Annotated in this window: 14 protein-coding genes and 1 tRNA gene; 10 read left to right on the forward strand and 5 right to left on the reverse strand. The window is 69.0% G+C overall.

Annotated elements, in window-relative coordinates; all coding sequences use genetic code 11:
* Positions 1-31 precede the first annotated feature (31 nt).
* Positions 32-988, forward strand: coding sequence for an alpha/beta fold hydrolase (locus tag AB0I43_RS06620; protein ID WP_356971880.1), 957 nt, complete (start codon positions 32-34; stop codon positions 986-988).
* A gap of 420 nt (positions 989-1,408) precedes the next feature.
* On the opposite strand, the gene AB0I43_RS06625 is transcribed toward AB0I43_RS06620, so the two are convergent.
* Positions 1,409-2,185 (reverse strand): RDD family protein, encoded by a 777-nt coding sequence (locus tag AB0I43_RS06625; protein ID WP_356971881.1) that lies wholly within the window; start codon positions 2,183-2,185, stop codon positions 1,409-1,411.
* Between the two features lie 43 nt (positions 2,186-2,228).
* On the opposite strand from AB0I43_RS06625, the gene AB0I43_RS06630 reads away from it, so the two are divergent.
* Positions 2,229-3,236, forward strand: coding sequence for a stage II sporulation protein M (locus tag AB0I43_RS06630; RefSeq protein ID WP_356971882.1), 1,008 nt, complete (start codon positions 2,229-2,231; stop codon positions 3,234-3,236).
* Positions 3,237-4,025: 789 nt separating this feature from the next.
* On the opposite strand, the gene AB0I43_RS06635 is transcribed toward AB0I43_RS06630, so the two are convergent.
* Together AB0I43_RS06635 and AB0I43_RS06640 are read right to left on the reverse strand one after the other, a co-directional pair.
* Positions 4,026-4,208, reverse strand: a complete 183-nt coding sequence (locus AB0I43_RS06635; protein WP_356971883.1) for a hypothetical protein — start codon at positions 4,206-4,208, stop codon at positions 4,026-4,028.
* A gap of 208 nt (positions 4,209-4,416) precedes the next feature.
* Positions 4,417-5,823, reverse strand: coding sequence for a hypothetical protein (locus AB0I43_RS06640; protein WP_356971884.1), 1,407 nt, complete (start codon positions 5,821-5,823; stop codon positions 4,417-4,419).
* A 135-nt stretch (positions 5,824-5,958) separates the two neighbouring features.
* On the opposite strand from AB0I43_RS06640, the gene AB0I43_RS06645 reads away from it, so the two are divergent.
* The gene (locus AB0I43_RS06645; protein ID WP_356971885.1) at positions 5,959-6,579 is read left to right on the forward strand and encodes a class I SAM-dependent methyltransferase; all 621 of its coding nucleotides are present in this window, start codon (positions 5,959-5,961) and stop codon (positions 6,577-6,579) included.
* A gap of 1 nt (position 6,580) precedes the next feature.
* On the opposite strand, the gene AB0I43_RS06650 is transcribed toward AB0I43_RS06645, so the two are convergent.
* Both AB0I43_RS06650 and AB0I43_RS06655 read right to left on the reverse strand, forming a co-directional pair.
* Positions 6,581-7,348, reverse strand: coding sequence for an SDR family NAD(P)-dependent oxidoreductase (locus AB0I43_RS06650; protein ID WP_356971886.1), 768 nt, complete (start codon positions 7,346-7,348; stop codon positions 6,581-6,583).
* A gap of 168 nt (positions 7,349-7,516) precedes the next feature.
* Positions 7,517-7,599: transfer RNA gene (locus tag AB0I43_RS06655), tRNA-Leu, on the reverse strand.
* A 238-nt stretch (positions 7,600-7,837) separates the two neighbouring features.
* On the opposite strand from AB0I43_RS06655, the gene AB0I43_RS06660 reads away from it, so the two are divergent.
* The 7 genes from AB0I43_RS06660 (at position 7,838) to pknB (ending at position 17,839) form a co-directional block, all read left to right on the forward strand.
* Positions 7,838-9,226: a DUF3662 and FHA domain-containing protein gene (locus AB0I43_RS06660; protein ID WP_357431496.1), complete on the forward strand. Its 1,389-nt coding sequence runs from the start codon at positions 7,838-7,840 to the stop codon at positions 9,224-9,226.
* Between the two features lie 231 nt (positions 9,227-9,457).
* Positions 9,458-9,925 carry an FHA domain-containing protein gene (locus AB0I43_RS06665; RefSeq protein ID WP_356971888.1) on the forward strand — a complete coding sequence of 156 codons (468 nt, stop codon included), beginning with the start codon at positions 9,458-9,460 and terminating at the stop codon, positions 9,923-9,925.
* Entirely contained in the window at positions 9,922-11,436 is a 1,515-nt protein-coding gene (locus AB0I43_RS06670; RefSeq protein WP_356971889.1) for a protein phosphatase 2C domain-containing protein, read from the forward strand. The genes AB0I43_RS06665 and AB0I43_RS06670 overlap by 4 nt, the downstream gene beginning before the upstream one ends.
* On the forward strand, positions 11,436-12,908 hold the full coding sequence (locus AB0I43_RS06675; protein ID WP_356971890.1) for an FtsW/RodA/SpoVE family cell cycle protein: 1,473 nt from the start codon (positions 11,436-11,438) through the stop codon (positions 12,906-12,908). The genes AB0I43_RS06670 and AB0I43_RS06675 overlap by 1 nt, the downstream gene beginning before the upstream one ends.
* Positions 12,905-14,389 (forward strand): penicillin-binding protein 2, encoded by a 1,485-nt coding sequence (locus AB0I43_RS06680; RefSeq protein ID WP_356971891.1) that lies wholly within the window; start codon positions 12,905-12,907, stop codon positions 14,387-14,389. The genes AB0I43_RS06675 and AB0I43_RS06680 overlap by 4 nt, the downstream gene beginning before the upstream one ends.
* 37 nt (positions 14,390-14,426) lie before the next feature.
* Positions 14,427-15,944, forward strand: a complete 1,518-nt coding sequence (locus AB0I43_RS06685; RefSeq protein ID WP_356971892.1) for a protein kinase — start codon at positions 14,427-14,429, stop codon at positions 15,942-15,944.
* The gene (gene pknB, locus AB0I43_RS06690; RefSeq protein ID WP_356971893.1) at positions 15,941-17,839 is read left to right on the forward strand and encodes a Stk1 family PASTA domain-containing Ser/Thr kinase; all 1,899 of its coding nucleotides are present in this window, start codon (positions 15,941-15,943) and stop codon (positions 17,837-17,839) included. Before AB0I43_RS06685 ends, pknB begins: the two co-directional genes overlap by 4 nt.
* Positions 17,840-17,846 lie beyond the last annotated feature (7 nt).

Raw genomic sequence — 17,846 nt, forward strand, 5'->3', positions numbered from 1 at the left:
GCGGAACCAGTTCCGACCGGAGGGTTTCACCATGCGCTCGCTGCTCCGACGCACACCCCGAGCATTGACGGTTCTCGCCGCCCTGGCCGCCCTGTGGACGGCGGCGAGCGCTCCCGCGCAGGCCGAGCTGCCGGTGGACTACAACTTCTTCGCCGGCATCCCGCACGAGCTGACCAACCCGCACGGGTCGCTGCCCGGCGCGAACGACTGGAACTGCCGGCCCACCGCCGAGCACCCCAATCCCGTTGTGCTGGTGCACGGTACGGCCGGCGGCGGGCAGACCAACTGGGGTGTGTACGCGCCGCTGCTCGCCAACGCGGGCTACTGCGTCTACTCGCTGACCTACGGCGCGCTCGCCGTCCCGTGGCCGCTCGATCAGCTCGGCGGCATGCGCCCGATCCCCGAGAGCGCCGCGCAGGTCGGCGCTTTCATCGACCGCGTGCGCGCCGCGACCGGCGCGGAGCGCGTCGACATCGTCGCCCACTCCCAGGGCAATTTCGTCGGCAACTACTACGTCAAACGACTCGGCGGCTCCGGCAAGGTCGACAAGTTCGTCGGCATCGCGCCGCCCTGGCTCGGTGTCTGGGGCGACGGCGCCGATCTGATCCGCGCCTTCGCCCGCGGGCTGGGCCAGCCCGCCGCCGCGGTCGACAACATCCTCACCTTCGGCCTCTGCCAGGCCTGCCCGCTCATGCTCGGCGGCTCGGATTTCCTGCGCGCCCTGAACGCCGACGGCGTCTACGACCCCACCGTCACCTACACCAATATCGCCACCCGCTACGACGAAGCCGTCATGCCCTACACCGCGGGCCTGGTCCCGGCACCCAACGCCACCAACATCGTCGTCCAGGACGGCTGCCCCGCCGACTACTCCGAACACGCGGGCATCGCCGGCAGCCCCCGCGCCGCCGGATTCGTCCTGAACGCCTTGGACCCCGCCCACCCCCAGCCGGTCCCCTGCGAGTTCATCCCCCCGTTCACGGGCTGACCCCGAAGCGCGCCACGCTTTCCACCGGACCTACCGCGAACAGCACGAACGCCGCCACCCCGACTCCGCCCCGCTGTGATCCGGCGCCAACGTGAACCTCGTAGTCATATTGCGGTTCCAGTCAGCGTGTCGATCACGATTCCACTACCCGGTTCCGCCTGCTCTCCGCCGAATGCCCGAAACCGGACCACAGCGGGGCACCGCGGACAGCTCGGGCCTTCGCCTCGTGCCCGGGAGGTCAGTCCGGTAGGGCACCGCCGCCACCACCCTTTCAGGTTCCGACACCCCGCCGGGCTCAACCAGACACGGCGACAAGGGAATAGCAGCCGACGCGGACGTGCGTATCGGCAGGATCTGGCGCACCGCGAGTGGCGCAGGCTGGGCCCGGCCGCCGTCAGCGCACCTGAGGTGCAGCGGCTTCTAGCCGATACGCACGAGGTTGGGCCCGGTCGGCGTCAGCGCGCGACGCTGGCGTTCGGCGATGATCGCGCCGAGGATCTGCACCGGGGGGTAGTCGGTGGGCGGCGTGACCTGGATTCGTGTGCACACGGCCTGCACCAGTTGGTGTCCGAGCGTGGCCTGGGCGGCGGGGGTGAGCGTGCGCAGGCGCGTCAGGTACTGGCGGACCGCCAAGGCGAGATCCTCGGGGATGCCGGTGAGATCGAGCTGGGTGACCCAGCCGATCAGCCAGGCCGGCGGGACGGCCAGGGCGGGGCGGGGCAGCGGCTGCTGGGCGTGCACGACGACGGTGCCGGCCAGGACGTCGCCGACGCGGCGGGCGTTCGGGGAGCAGAGCGAGCTGACGACCGCGATCACGCCGAAACCGCCGAGCACCCAGAAGTCGACGATGGCGCCCGTCAGGCCGCGGGTCAGGGCATGCCGGAAGCCGATGGGGCCGCCGTCGGCGCGCACCACGCGCAGGCCGACCGCGAGTTTGCCGAGACTGCGGCCCCGGGTGAGGGTTTCGCAGGCGACCGGGTAGCCGACGAGGATGGCGACGACGGTCAGCAGGACGATCGCGGCGGCCCATGCCTCATCGGGTTCGTATTGGGCCAGGGTGATGCCGACGGCCATCAACACGATCGCGCCCAGCATGAACTGAACCAGCACGTCGACGAGGAACGCGGTGGCCCGGGTGGGTATCCGGGCGATGGGCAGCTCGAGCGAGACAGCTTCCCCGGTGGTGAATTCAGCCATGTGACTAGCATTCTTCCCATCGGCGGTATGGGAGGCAACCGAAATGGACGTGGACGCCTACAGCGTGATGCATCGGCGGTCCTGGGACCGCCTGGACTATCTGTCCCGGCGCGGGAAGCTCACCGGCGCGGAGGCCGAGGAACTGGTCGCACTGTATCGGCGGACCTCCCAGCAGCTGGCCCGGCTGCAATCGCACAGTCCGGAACCGGAATTGATCGCCGGGCTGAGCGCGATCCTGACCCGGGCCCGCGGCAAGGTGCTGAGCACCAGGTCCGACGCCTGGGCGGAATTCGGCCGATTCTGGACACAGGCGTTCCCGGCGGCCGTGTACCGGACCTGGGTGTGGTGGGCGACCGCCGGCGCCCTGTTCGTCCTGCTGACGGCGGGTCTGGCGGAGTGGGTGCGCGGCTCGGGCGCGGCTCGGGACCTGTTCGGCATTCCGGCGGACAACACCGACATCACCGCACCGGGCGGACGTTTCGAGACGTACTACACCGAGCACCCGAACGACGCGTTCGCGGCACAGGTCTGGACGAACAACGCGTGGGTGACAGCGATCTGCCTGTTCACCGGCGTGCTCCTGCTGCCGGTGATCTATCTGCTGGTGATGAACGCGGTGAACGTCGGCATCACCGGCGGCCTGATGGCCGAGGCCGGGCGGCTGGACGCGTTCTTCGGCTATCTGCTGCCGCACGGGATGCTGGAGCTGACAGCGGTTTTCGTGGCCGGCGGCGCGGGTTTGAAGCTGGGGTGGACGCTGATCGATCCGGGCCGGCTGAGCCGCCTGGAGGCGGTGGCCCGGCAGGGCCGCGCCACCGCGACCATCGCCCTGGGTTTGACCGCGGTGCTGTTCGTCTCCGGACTGCTGGAAGGTTTCGTCACGCCGAGCGGCCTGCCGGCACCGCTGCGGATCGGCATCGGACTGCTCGCCGAGGTGGCGTTCCTGATGTACGTGTTCGGCCCGGGCCGAGCGGCGGCACTGCGCGAGGACGGCGACCGAGCGCCGGTTCCGGCCGGCAAACCCTGGCAGACAACGCCGAGCACACGGTGAGCGAAGCGGGGACGGAAGCACGACAGCAACGCTGGTAACAGTGCGTTTGCGGAACCCCCCATTTGAGTTCCGCTGGCCGCAGCGAGTCCAGCTCAGCTGCGGCCAGCGTTGGCGTTAACTCTACACAATCGTTACCCCTACGCAACCCCCCGCACGGGTGTCAAGCGTATTTAGCAGCTTGCCAGCAAACCCTGGTGAGCAGCGTGTTTTTCACTCTTCCAGCTAACCCATGGCTGCCCTATCGGGGCGCTGAACAGGGCCGTTGCGGCCGCGGTTTATCGGTGACGAAAATCGATTGCAGAGGTATGTCCCAAACGCAACGATCGTCGCCGGTCGGATTTGCCGGATCCCGCCGTTCACCTTCGCCACACTCTCGATAAGGCCTCTTTACCTGCGACTTCAGGGTCGACCGCGATGATTGCCGGAAAGTAGACCAGACGAAAGCAACTTGAAGTTTGTTTATGGGCCAATTTGCAAGATGCGCGCTTGTCGTTTCACCCCTGTACATACTCCAGCCAGCTCTACCCGAACGATAACCAGTTACAGAACGGCCGGGTCCCCGCCGCCCCCGCCGACCCCGGACAGCAGCACGACCGCAACTCGGATCGGCGATGTGATCTTCGCCTCAGCGGAGTTTTCACTGCTCGTCGGCGGACATATCCGGATGCCCGATTTCGTGCGGTGGTCATCCCCGCCAGCACCGAGCCAACCCCCTTGTGGACAACCCCGCCGGCGCCCCGACGAGGTCGCCGATCGCTCCCCAGTCCGTGCCACAGCCTCGATCCGGGCTCAGTTGCGCCGATCTTCCACACACCGCGCGAAATCGGTCACCACCTGCGCCGCGACCGCGATGCGGCGCAGTTGCGCCACCCGAGTGCGCACACCCGGTGCGGCCCACCGGCTTTCCCTCCCCAGTTCGGTTCGCGTGGCCGCAGCCAGGGTAAACACCCGTCGCGCGGCGACGTTATCCACAGTTCGACCCCACCTATCCACAGGCTCGCGTACATCCGGCGAACGGCGCGAACGGGACAGCGTCGCCACCTGCGCCGTCGCCGAAATCCCGCCGCTCACCGGCCGGACGGCCACGATTCCCGCGCACACCGCCCGACCTGGGCTTTCCCGGGTGTCACGCCGAATTCCACAGGGCGGCCGCAGATATCCACAGGCGGACCGTGAAAGTTCAGCTGATGCGGAGGATTCCGGTGATCGTGCCCTGCAGCACCCGCCCGCCGCTGGTGATCAACGCCGAGGTCTGCAACGGATCGTCGACGATCGTGCCGGGCAGCGGGCGGTTCGAAAGCACCGCGCCCGTCTCGGGATCCAGCACCGTGAACAGATAACCGTCCAGCGGTGTCGTGGTGTCCAGGCCCACCCGGCTGACGGTGTAGAGCTTGCCGTCCGCGGTGGACAGATGCGGCACCGCCGCACTGCGCACCGTGTTCTCCCAGACGGTGCGGCAACCGTTTTCGTCCACGTCGACCCGGGTCATCCCGCCCCGGAACGGCGCACTGGCGGGCACGGCCGGTCCGGCGCCCTCCGGCACCGCGGGATAGGGATAGCCGTAGGTGCCGGCGACGAAGACGGACCGGCCGATTCCGATCGGCGAATTCTCGCTGCCCGCACCGCCCTTGGTGAGCACCGGCCGCGAGCACACCAGCTCGCCGCTGCCGGAACGGAACACCAGCACCCGCACCTGATCGTCGGCGTTGTCGACGATCGTCAGGTAGTCGGCGCCGTCGCCCGGTCCGAAATAGGTAGGCGTCGAACCGGTTCCCCAGCTGAGCTGACCCGGCTTGCGCGCCGACCCGCGCTCATAGGGCGCCCGCCACAGGATCTCGGGCCGCCCGCCCGTCGCGGCGAACTCGTAGAGCGCGTGCGTCGTGGCGACCGCGATCCGTCCGCTCGGCGCGGCCGAAATACTGTTTGCCACTTGCTCACCCGCGGGCAGCCCCAGGGTTGCTGCCGCGCCGGAGGGCGCGACGAACCCGACCACGCCCTTGCCCGTGGCGAACCAGACATTGCCGGACCAATCGGGCACCAGCCCGGTTACGTTGTCGCCCAGCGGAATCGCGCCGGACAGATCGGTGCTCGCCTCGACCGTCAGGCGCCAGCGCCCGGATTCCCGGGAATGCCCGATTCGCAGGAGCTTTCGGTCTCCGTCGACGGCGACCAGCCGGTTCGCGTCGTCCAGGTACGCGTAAACACCCCCGAGCAGACTGCCTTTCGCGAGCTCCAGCGACGCGAGCGAGAGTCCGATCGGAGCGCTGCCGCCCGGATCCAGCAGGTGCACGGTCGGCGTCTGGCCGGCGATCGCGGTGCACAGCGCCACGACCAGGCCGTCCGAGCCCTGCAGAATCGTCGGGCAGGCCGAGGCCAGGGGGTAGGCCGCGACAGAGACCGGACCGGTTCCGGGTCCCGCGAACGGCGTCGCGTCCGAGGAGCCCGCGTCCCCGTGCATCGTCGAGGTGCCGACCGGCCCCAGGTGTGGATTCGGCGGCGCCAGCGGGCCCCATCCGGTGGCGCCGGCAGTCCCGGTCGGCGCGAGCGCCAGCGCACAGGCGGCGAGCAGGACAAACGGTGAGCGCATAGGTCTCGGCTTTCGAATTCGGGTCGCGGCGTCCGTGCCGATCCAACCGGACCGGAGCCTGCGGCAACAGTATTTGAACCATCGGCGGTTCAATTCATCCAAGCCGGGTGCCCGCTTCTCCCTACGATGGGCGCCATGCCTGGTCTTCGCGCGAAAGTCTTGTCCGCCCTCGCCGGTCAGCTCGGCAATCCGCACGGCGTGCTGGGCCGGGGCGTGGCCCTGATTCTCAACCGCGGCAACCGGGCCCTCATCGAAGCCGCGGTCGGCGCGGCCACCGGCGACACCGTCGCCGACATCGGTTTCGGCGGCGGCGTCGGCCTCGAACTGCTGCTGGCCCGGCCCGGCGTCGTGCACGGTGTGGAGATCTCGCCGGACATGCTGGCCCGGGCCCGCACCACCTTCGCCCGCGACATCGCCGCGGGCCGGCTGCTGCTGAGCGAGGGATCGCTGACGAAGCTGCCCTGCGCCGACGCCAGCCTGGACGCGGCCATCACCGTCAACACGATCTACTTCGTCGCCGACCTGGACGCCGCCTGCGCGGAACTGACCCGCGCGGTGCGCCCCGGCGGCGCCGTGGTGATCGGCATCGGCGACCCGGACGCGATGGCGAAAATGCCGTTCACCCCTTACGGATTCACGCTCCGCCCGGTCGACGAGGTACGCGCCGCCCTGGAGCGCGCCGGGTGCACGGTGCGGCACGAGCAACTCCCGGGCCGCCCGATTCCCGCGCATCTACTGGTCGCCGAACCGCGCTGAGCTACATCACCGCGCCGCCGTCGACCCGGATCTCGCACCCGGTCATGTAGCGGCCGTCGTCGGAGGCGACCATGGCCACCACGCCCGCGATGTCGTCGGGGTTGCCCAGCGCGCCGCCGTTCAGCCAGCCGGTCAGGCGGGCGAACAGCTTCCAGTCCGCGCCGTCGGGCTGATCCAGGATGGATTTGGTGGTGATGCCGCTGGTGATCCCGGCGGGCAGGATGTTCACCGCACGCAGGCCCTGCTTCGCGTACTCCAGCGCGATGGCGTGCGTGAACGCGTTCACCCCGCCCTTGGAGGCCGCGTACGCCGCGAGGTAGGGCGCGGCGTTGGTCGCCGCGGTCGAGGACAGATTCACCACGACGCTGTTCCCGGAATCCAGCAGCGCGGGCAGGGCCGCCTGGGTCATCAGGAAGGTGCCGGTCAGGTTGATCGTGATGACCTGGTTCCAGGCTTCCAGCGGCATTTCGTGGGTGCGCGCGGGCTTGAGGATCCCCGCCGCGTTGACCAGCACGTCGAGCCCGCCGAGGAATTCGAGCGCCGTGGCGACGCCCGCGGCGGCCGATTCCGGGTCGGCGATGTTCACCCGCACGGTCCGCAGCCGCTCGGCGGCGTCGCCCGCTTTGTCGGCGGTGGCCTGCAGGCCCGCCTCGTCGATGTCGGCGGCGACCAGCTGCGCCCCCTCGTCGAGCAGGCGCAGGGCGATGCCCTGGCCGATACCCGATCCCGCTCCGGTCACCAGTACTCGACGGCCTTCATATCTACGCATGCCTCAAACTAGAACAGGTTCTCGCCAACGGGCAACGGTTTACCGTCGAATCCGGACGCCACGAACGGCGCCGCCACGCCCGGGGCACCCGACCATCACCAAATCGACGACGAACTGTGGCCGAAACGAGAAGAGGCCCACACTCATCGAGTGTGGGCCTCTTATGTGTGGGCGAAGGGGGACTTGAACCCCCACGTCCCGAAGGACACTGGCACCTGAAGCCAGCGCGTCTGCCATTCCGCCACTCGCCCGAGCGACTGGGAAAACTTATCACGGCGACGTCTCGGAAACGAAATCGCCTGGTCAGCGATAACGTTGAGGACTCCTGGGGTTGGTGGGAACCCACCGGCGTCGCCAGGAGTTACAGGTGTGGACGATCGTGGATATCATGCAATGAACGTGGTCGACACACGACACGCCATACGCGCGTGTCGTTGTTATGAAATGGGCTATGACTCGGGGAAGACGTTCGATGAAGGGAGGCCGGGGATGGGGATCGTTTCGCGATTCGAAGCTCGCCTTCGCGGCACCGTCGACGATGTGTTCGCCCGCGCCTTCGGTGGCAACGTCGTACCCAAGGAGGTGGAGGCGGCGCTGCAGCGCGAAGCCGCCGAGCACATCGAGGACGTGGGCGGCGGACATCTGCTGGCGCCGAACAGTTATGTGATCACCATCAACTCCTCCGATCACGGCAATCTCGACGCGGATCACACCCTCACGACCCGTGCGTTCGCCAAACACCTGCAGGACTACATCCGCGATCAGGGGTGGCAGACCTACGGCGAAGTACACGTAGCGTTCGAGGCATCACCTACGCTGCACACCGGACAGTTCAGGGCGCGCGGCCGGGTCGATCCCGACGCCGGTCGCGGAGCTTCACCGGCTCACCGCCCGGAACCCTCGCCACAACGACCTGCAAACCCGCAACCAGGAGCTGGCCCCATGACGCAGAACTCTGGCTACGACCCGAGCCGTGAGCCCGCGGAGTCCGATCCACGCAATCGCGGGTACGCACCGCCGCCGGCGGGGCGGCCCAACCCGCCCAACGGCGCCTATCGCGACGACTACCGCGCACCCTACGAGGCCGAGGGCCAGCAGGGCTACGGCGGCGAGTACCAGAACGGCTACGACTACCAGCAGCAGGCCGGCCAGGGCGGCTACCAGGCGCCGGGCGGGTACCAGGCGCCGGGCGGCTACGAGGAGTCCGGCTACGGCCAGGGCGGCGCCGGCTACGGCCAGCAAGGGTACGGCGAACAGGGTTACGGCCAGGCCCCGGGCGGCTACCAGGAGTCCGGTTACGGGCAGGGCGGCGCCGGCTACGGGCAGCAGGGTTACGGCCAGCAGGGCTATGGGCAGCAGCAGCAGGGCTACGGCGAACAGGCCTACGCCGAACCGGGTTACGGTCAGCCCGGCCACGGCCAGCAGCAGGGCTACGGCCAGCAGGGATACGCCGAACCCGGGTACGGCGAGCCGGGCTACGGCGAGAGCCAGGGCGGGTACGGCCAGGCCTACTCGCAACAGGGTGGCTACGGCGCACAGCAGGGCTACGCCGAGCCCGCCCCGTATTCCGGTGGCGCGCCTGCCGGTTCGGGCTACTCGGCCACGCTCCAGCTGGATGACGGCAGTGGCCGCACCTATCAGCTACGAGAGGGCAGCAACATCATCGGCCGCGGTCAGGACGCGCATTTCCGCCTGCCCGACACCGGTGTTTCACGCCGCCACATCGAGGTCCGCTGGGACGGCCAGACGGCGATGCTCTCGGATCTGGGCTCCACCAACGGAACCCTGGTCAACGGGTCTCCCGTGCAGGATTGGCAGCTCGCCGACGGCGATGTCATCCGCGCCGGGCATTCCGAGATCCTGATCCGAATCGTCTGATCCCGTAAGCTCGCGTCCAGATCATGACATGACGCGTGCACGTTGGTGCCCTACACAGACATGGCACCAGCGGTTCTGCGGTCGTATCGTGATCGAAATCGACTGACGGCCCTATGATGCTGCCAACGTGCGGCACCGTCATGGGGCCGGGCAAGACCAGCAGCCGGGTGGGGGCGAACCAGCGCCTACTCGGCACCGACAGACACACGGTCGTACAGGAGGTGGAACGCCGTGCAGGGATTGATCCTGCAGTTGACCCGAGCGGGGTTCCTCTTGCTGTTGTGGCTGTTCGTATGGGCGGTTCTGCGAACCTTGCGCAGCGACATCTACGCGGCCTCCGGCATTCGGATCCAGCCCAGGGCCGCACGCGGTTCCGCGGTGCTGCCGTCCTTCAGCCGCGGCCAGAAGGGCGCCAAATATCTTGTGGTGACTCAAGGTTCACTCGCCGGCACGCGCATCACGCTCGGCACCCAACCGGTGCTGATCGGGCGCGCGGATGATTCCACGCTGGTACTCACCGATGATTACGCCTCCACCAGGCATGCGCGACTTTCCCAGCGCGGTGACGACTGGTATGTCGAAGACCTCGGCTCCACCAATGGCACCTATCTCGACCGCGCGAAAGTCACCACCGCCGTCCGTGTTCCGCTCGGCACTCCGGTTCGTGTCGGCAAGACAGTGATCGAGCTCCGATCGTGACACTTGTTCTCCGCTACGCAGCGCGTAGCGACCGCGGCCTCGTGCGAGGCAACAATGAAGATTCCGTCTACGCGGGCGCCAGATTGCTCGCCCTGGCCGATGGGATGGGCGGCCATGCCGCCGGCGAAGTCGCCTCCCAGTTGATGATCGCCGCGCTGGCCCATCTCGACGACGACGAGCCCGGCGACGATCTGCTCGGCAAGCTCGACCACGCGATCCACGAGGGCAACGGCGCGATCGCCGACCAGGTCGAGGAGGAGCCCGAGCTCGACGGCATGGGCACCACCCTGACCGCCATCCTCTTCGCCGGCAAGAAGCTCGGCCTCGCCCACATCGGCGACTCTCGCGCCTATCTGCTGCGCGGCGGCGAACTCACCCAGATCACCCGCGACGACACATTCGTGCAGTCGCTGGTGGACGAGGGCCGGATCACCCCCGAGCAGGCGCACACCCACCCGCAGCGTTCGCTGATCATGCGCGCGCTCACCGGCAACGAGATCGAGCCGACGCTGATCATGCGGGAGGCCCGCGCGGGCGACCGCTATCTGCTCTGCTCGGACGGTCTCTCCGACGTGGTGAGCGACGAGACCATCGCCAACACCCTGCGTGAGGGCAGCACCGACGAATGCGCCGACCGGCTCATCGAATTGGCGCTGCGCAGCGGCGGTCCGGACAACGTCACCGTGGTCGTGGCCGACGTCATCGATCTCGACTACGGGCAGAGTCATCCGATCGTGGCGGGCGCCGCCTCCGGTCAGGACGACGACACCCCGCCGCCCAACACGGCCGCCGGTCGCGCCGCCGCGATGCGTCCCCCGCGGGCCGCGCCGCCGCGCCGGGCCACGGCCACACCGGATCCCGAGCCGCCGGCCAAGTCGCACAAGCTGCGCTGGATCCTGCTGGCGCTGGGCCTGGTGGTCGCGGTCGGCGTGGGTCTGCTGGTCGGCTACAAAATGGTGCGCAACAACTACTACGTGGCCTCCGAAGGCGGCAAAGTGGTGGTCATGCGCGGACTTCCGGGTTCGGTGCTCGGCTACTCGATCCACGAGGTCGACACCATCGGGTGTGTGAACAAGAACGGTGATCTCACCGTGCTGAAGACGGGCACCACGCTGCCCGCCGGCTGCCGCGCGCTCGAGGTGAAAGACCTGACCCAGACCGGGCGCAACCAGGTCAACCAGGGTCTGCCGCCGGGCTCGCTGAACGACGCCGAGAGCCAGATGCGGCGCTTGGCCTCCCAGCAGTTGCTGCCGGCGTGCACGCCCAAGGAATCGGCGCCGCAGCCCGGCGTCGTCCCGCCGACCTCCACCGAGCCGGCCCCGCCCGGTGCGCCGACCAGCACGCCGAACCCGGTCACCACCGCCACCGTTCCGCCGCCGGCCGGCGACCCGGCTCCCGGCGAGACTCGGGGCACCGACGTCAAGACACCGACGAAGGTGGAGCCCACCGCGCCGACGTCCACGTCGGCGACCCCCCAGACGCCGGGGGAGAACTGCCGGGTGACGGACTGATGTCCGCACCGGCACCGCCGTCCGCTGGGGCCTACCCCAGTCCGCCCGGCGGCTTCGCGCCCGCGCCACCGCCGTCCACGCGGCGCAATGTGGAATTGCTGCTGCTGGCGTTCGCGGCCGTGCTGACGACGGTGTCGCTGTTCCTGGTGGAAGCCAGCCAGGAGCAGTCCCTCACCTGGGACATCGCCAAATACGGCGCGGCCTACCTGGCCGTGTTCGCGGTGGCCCATCTGGCGGTGCGCCGGTTCGCGCCGTTCGCCGATCCGCTGCTGCTCCCGATCGTCGCGGTGCTCAACGGCATCGGGCTGGTGCTGATCCACCGCCTGGATCTGGGTGCGGCGCAGAACGCGCGCTACAACTCCTGGACCATCCCCTCCCCCGACGCCGGGCACCAGATCATGTGGACCGGCCTGGGCACGGCCGGGTTCATCGCGGTGCTGATCATCCTGCGCGATTACCGCACGCTGGCCCGCTACAGCTACACCCTGGGCCTGGTCGGACTGGTCGCCCTGATGATCCCGGCGCTGCTGCCGAGCGCGTACTCCGAGACCAACGGCGCCAAGATCTGGATCCGGCTGCCCGGGTTCAGCGTGCAGCCGGGCGAGTTCTCCAAGATCCTGCTGATCATCTTCTTCGCCTCGGTCCTGGTGGCCAAGCGCGAGCTGTTCACCACCGCCGGGCGGCACATGCTGGGCATGGAGTTCCCCCGGGCACGTGATCTGGGCCCGATCCTCGCGGTGTGGATCGTCTGCATCGGCGTGCTGGTGCTGGAGAAGGATCTGGGCACCTCGCTGCTGATCTTCTCCACCGTGCTGGTGATGCTCTACATCGCGACCGAGCGGGTCGGCTGGCTGATCATCGGCGGCAGCCTGCTCGCCATCGGATTCGTCTTCGCCTACAACGCCTTCGGGCACGTCCGGGTGCGCGTGCACACCTGGCTGGATCCCTTCGGCGACTACAACAGCACCGGCTACCAGATCTCGCAGTCGCTGTTCGGCCTGGCCACCGGCGGTCTCGCGGGCACCGGCCTGGGTAACGGCCGGCCCAACCAGGTCCCCTTCGCCAAGACCGACTTCATCGTCACCACCATCGGCGAGGAACTCGGCCTGATCGGGCTGACCGCGGTGCTGCTGCTGTTCCTGGTGTTCATCGTGCGCGGCCTGCGCACCGCCCTGGCCGTGCGCGACAGCTTCGGCAAGCTGCTCGCCGCCGGCCTGGCGTTCACCATGGCGATCCAGCTGTTCGTCGTCGTCGGCGGTGTCACCAAGCTGATTCCGCTGACCGGTCTCACCACGCCGTTCATGTCCTACGGCGGCTCCTCGCTGCTGGCCAACTATCTGCTGCTGGGACTGCTGATCAAGATCTCCGACGCGGCCCGCGCACCGGCGCCGGCCCGTAAGAAGGAACCGGCCGCCCCACTCGCCGAGGCCCCGACCGAGCTGTTCCGCAAGGATGCGAGGCCGCAGGAATGAACACTCCCCTACGACGCGTCGCGGTCGCGGTGATGATCATGATCGTCGCGCTGATCATCAACGCGACCTACGTTCAGGTGTCGATCGGGCCGTTCGGCAAGGCCGACAGCCTGCGCCACGATCCGCGCAACTCCCGGGTGCTGCTCGACGAGTACGCGCGCCAGCGTGGCCAGATCTCCGCGACCGGCACCGTGCTGGCCAGCTCGGTCGCCACCGACGATCGCTACAAGTACCTGCGCACCTACCCGACCGATCCGGACGCCTACGCCCCGGTCACCGGCTTCTACTCGATGCAGTACGGCAGCAACGGCCTGGAGAAGGCCGAGGATTCGGTGCTCAACGGCTCCGACAGCCAGCTCTTCGGCCGCCGCCTGATCGACATGATCTCCGGACGCGACCCGCGCGGCGCGAACGTGCTCACCACGCTGAACCCGACCATGCAGAAGGTCGCCTACGAGCAGCTGACGGCGAAGGGCTACACCGGTTCGGTGGTCGCCATCGAGCCCAGCACCGGCAAGATCCTGACCATGGTCTCCACGCCCAGTTACGACCCGAACCTGCTGTCCGGGCACGACGGCGCCCGCGGCACCCAGGCCTGGGAGGAACTGAGCGCCGACCCGTCCAAGCCGATGCTCAACCGCGCGGTCTCGGCCACCTACCCGCCCGGCTCCACCTTCAAGGTTGTGGTCACCGCGGCCGCGCTGGCCGACGGCGTCGCGACCCCGGAGGATCAATTCACCGCCGCGAACCAGATCGAGCTGCCCGGCACCAAGACCACCCTGGAGAACTACAACGGCACGCACTGCGGCAGCGGCAACACCACCTCGCTGTACGACGCGTTCCGGTTGTCCTGCAACACCGCCTTCGCCGAGCTGAGCCAGAAGGTGGGCGCGTCCAACCTCAAGGACGCGGCGGCGCGCTTCGGCGTGGGGCCCAGCCGCGGCATCCCGATTCCGGTCGCCGAGTCCACCGTCGGCCCGATCCCGGACAACGCGGCGCTGGCGCAGAGCAGCATCGGTCAGCGCGATGTCGCGCTGACCCCGCTGGAGAACGCGGTCATCGCGGCCACGGTCGCCAACGGCGGCGTCCGGATGGAGCCCTACCTGGTCGATTCGCTGCAGGCCCCGGATCTGAGCGAATTGTCCAAGACCAAGCCGGTTTCGGTCGGCCAGGCCGTGACCGCGCCGGTCGCCGCCCAGCTGACCAGCATGATGATCGCCTCGGAGCAGAACACCCAGGGCGGCCAGCAGAACCGGGGCTACACCATCGCGTCCAAGACGGGCACCGCCGAGCACGGCGAGAATCCGCGGAGCACGCCGCCGCACGCCTGGTACATCGCCTTCGCCCCCGCGCAGAATCCGACCATCGCGATCGCGGTGATCGTGGAGAGCGGCGGCGACCGGGCGCTGGCGGCGACGGGCGGTTCCGTGGCCGCGCCGATCGCGCGTTCCGTGCTGGACGCCGGGCTGCGAGGGGGCTGAACGATATGACTGTGCGAGTGAATGTACGGAGTCCCCGATGCTGAACAACGGCGCGATGATCGCCGACCGATACCGCCTGCAACGGCTCATCGCCACCGGCGGAATGGGTCAGGTCTGGGAGGCTCTCGACACCCGGCTGGACCGCCGGGTCGCGGTGAAGGTCCTCAAGGCGGAGTTCTCCGCCGACCCGACCTTCCGGCACCGGTTCCGCACCGAGGCCAAGACGACCGCCCAGCTGAACCACCCCGGCATCGCCGGCATCTACGACTACGGCGAGACCTACGACCCGTCCGCGGGTGAAACCGCCTATCTGGTCATGGAATTGGTCCAGGGCGAACCGCTGAACACCGTGCTGAACCGGCTCGGCCGGCTCTCGGTCGTGCAGGGCCTGGACATGCTGGAGCAGACCGGCCGCGCGCTCGAGGTGGCGCACGCCGCCGGCGTGGTGCACCGCGACGTGAAGCCGGGCAACATCCTGGTGACGCCGACCGGTCAGGTGAAGATCACCGACTTCGGCATCGCCAAGGCCGTGGACGCCTCGCCGGTCACCAAGACCGGCATGGTGATGGGCACCGCCCAGTACATCGCGCCCGAGCAGGCCATCGGCGAGGACGCGACCGCGGCCAGCGACGTCTACTCGCTCGGCGTGGTCGGTTACGAGGCGCTGGCGGGCCAGCGGCCGTTCAGCGGCGACGGCGCGATCACCGTCGCGATGAAGCACGTGCGCGAGAACCCGCCGCCGATGCCCGCCGATCTGCCGCCGAATGTGCGTGAGCTGATCGAGATCACCATGCGCAAGGACCCGAACCAGCGCTACGCGAGCGGCGGCGAGTTCGCCGACGCGGTGGCCGCGGTCCGGGCCGGGCACCGCCCGCCGGAACCCAAGGGCGCCACGGCGGCGCCGAACTCGGGCCCGTTCACCGAGGGCGCGACCCGCGTGCTGCCGCCGGGCCCGACGGTGATCCTGCCGTCGACGGCCCAGCAGCAGGACGGCCCGACCGTCCCGTACAACGGCGGAGCCGCGGCCTACGGCGCACCGGAAACCGCGATGAACCCCGGTGCCGCCGCCACGCCGCCGCCCAGGCCGCCGGGCCTGACCAACACGCAGAAGTGGTTGGTGGGCCTGGGAATCGGCGCGGTGCTGCTCGGCGGCGCGGCCACCTGGCTGGCCTTCGGCGGCGACACCAACCCGAATCCGGACCGCCCGGCCGTCACCACCACGCAGCTGCCGCCGACGACCACCAAGCCGCCGGTGACCAGCACGACGACGAAACCGGCTCCGCCGCCGCCGGTGACGACCACCGAGCCGCCGGCCCCCACCACCACGGTGCCGCCGACGACCACCGAGCCGCCGACGACCACGACCGAACCGCCCACGACAACCACCAAACCGCCGACGACGACACCGGTTCCGAGCACCACCAAGACCGGTAAGACGACGACGACCCGATCCCCTTACTTCCCCACTCTCGACTTACCATTTCCGGATAGCCCCGGCGCCCGGGGCCCCTCGTCCACTCGTAGTGCGCCTACTCCTTCGCAAGGACAACCATGACGACCCCGAAGAATCTCGGTTCTCGCTACGAACTCGGCGAGATCATCGGATTCGGCGGTATGTCCGAGGTGCACAAGGCCCGTGACCTGCGGCTGAGCCGCGACGTCGCGATCAAGGTCTTGCGTGCGGACCTCGCACGCGACCCCACGTTCTACCTGCGCTTCAAGCGCGAGGCCCAGAACGCCGCCGCGCTGAACCATCCGGCCATCGTCGCGGTGTACGACACCGGCGAGGCCGAGGTGGACGGCGGCCCGCTGCCCTACATCGTGATGGAGTACGTGGACGGGGACACGCTGCGCGATATCGTGCGCGGCAAGGGCCCGCTGCCGCCGCGCCGCGCGATGGAGGTGGTCGCCGACGTCTGCGCCGCACTGGATTTCAGCCACAAGGCCGGCATCGTGCACCGCGACATGAAGCCCGCGAACATCATGATCAACCGCGCCGGCGCGGTGAAGGTGATGGACTTCGGCATCGCGCGCGCCCTGGCCGACAGCTCCAACCCGATGACCCAGACCGCGGCCGTCATCGGTACCGCGCAATACCTTTCGCCCGAGCAGGCGCGCGGCGAGACCGTCGACGCGCGCTCGGACGTGTACTCCGTGGGCTGCGTGCTCTTCGAAATCCTCACCGGCGAGCCGCCTTTCACCGGTGACTCGCCGGTCGCGGTGGCCTACCAGCACGTGCGCGAGGATCCGCGCCTGCCCTCGCACGTGCATCCCGGGATTCCGCGCGAGCTGGACTCGGTGATCCTCAAGGCGATGAGCAAGAACCCGGCCAACCGGTACCAGACGGCGGCCGAGATGCGCGCCGACCTGATCCGCGTGCTGGGCGGGCAGAAGCCGAGCGCGCCGATGGTGATGACCGAGGAGGATCGCACCACGGTCTTCGACTCGGACGAGCCCGCGCCCCGCTACCGCACCGTCGACCGCGGCGACGACACCTCCGAGCAGGAGATCGCCGATCCCAGCGGCTCGCGCCGCACCTGGATCGCGGTGGGCGTCGCGGCCGCGGTGGCCGTCGTCTTCGCGCTGTTCTGGGTGCTGATCGGCCCGGGCAGCGAGCCGGATCAGGTCGCCGTGCCGGACCTGTCGAACAAGTCCGAGCTCCAGGCCAAGGAGGCGTTGCAGAAGCTCGGCTTCAGCGTCGCCGTGCAGCAGAAGGCGGACAGCAAGATCGCGCAGGGCAACGTGATCGCGACCCAGCCGCTGACGGGTTCCCGGATCAACGAGGGCAGCACGGTCACCCTGGTGGTGTCCCTGGGCCCGGCGCAGGTGCCGGTGCCGCGGCTGGACGGGATGACCCAGCAGGAGGCCGAGCAGACCCTCAACGCCCAGGGCCTGCGCATGGATCCGAACGTACTGCGCAAGCCGTCGGCCCAGCAGGAGAAGGACAAGGTCATCGGGACCGAGCCCTCCGCGGGCTCCAAGGTCGACGTCGACCAGGCCATCATCGTGACCCTGGGCGACGGCCCGGAGAAGGTGCGCGTGCCCTCGGTCGTCGGCCAGGACATCAGCGTCGCCCAGCCGAACCTGGAGGGCAGCGCGGGCTTCAAGGTCGACATCGACGAGGTGGCCTCCGCCAAGCCCAAGGGCGAGGTGCTCTCCACCAATCCCGCCGGCGGCACCCAGGCCGACAAGGGCTCCACGGTGACGGTGCAGATCTCCAGCGGTGAGATCACCATGCCCAGCGTGGTCGGGATGACCCCCTCGCAGGCGGTGGAGGTGCTGCGCTCCAAGGGCTGGACCGGCAGCACCAGCCAGATCGTGCAGCAGCCGCAGGGCACCTTCGACGCCGGCAGTGTCGGCCGGATCCTCGGGCAATCTCCGGCTACCGGGTCGCCGCTGTCCAAGACCGCGACAATCACCATTTCGGTGGGCGTTCTCGGACCGCCGTGATGGCCGG

It is taken from the genome of Nocardia sp. NPDC050435 (genome assembly GCF_040655395.1).
GTDB lineage: Bacteria > Actinomycetota > Actinomycetes > Mycobacteriales > Mycobacteriaceae > Nocardia.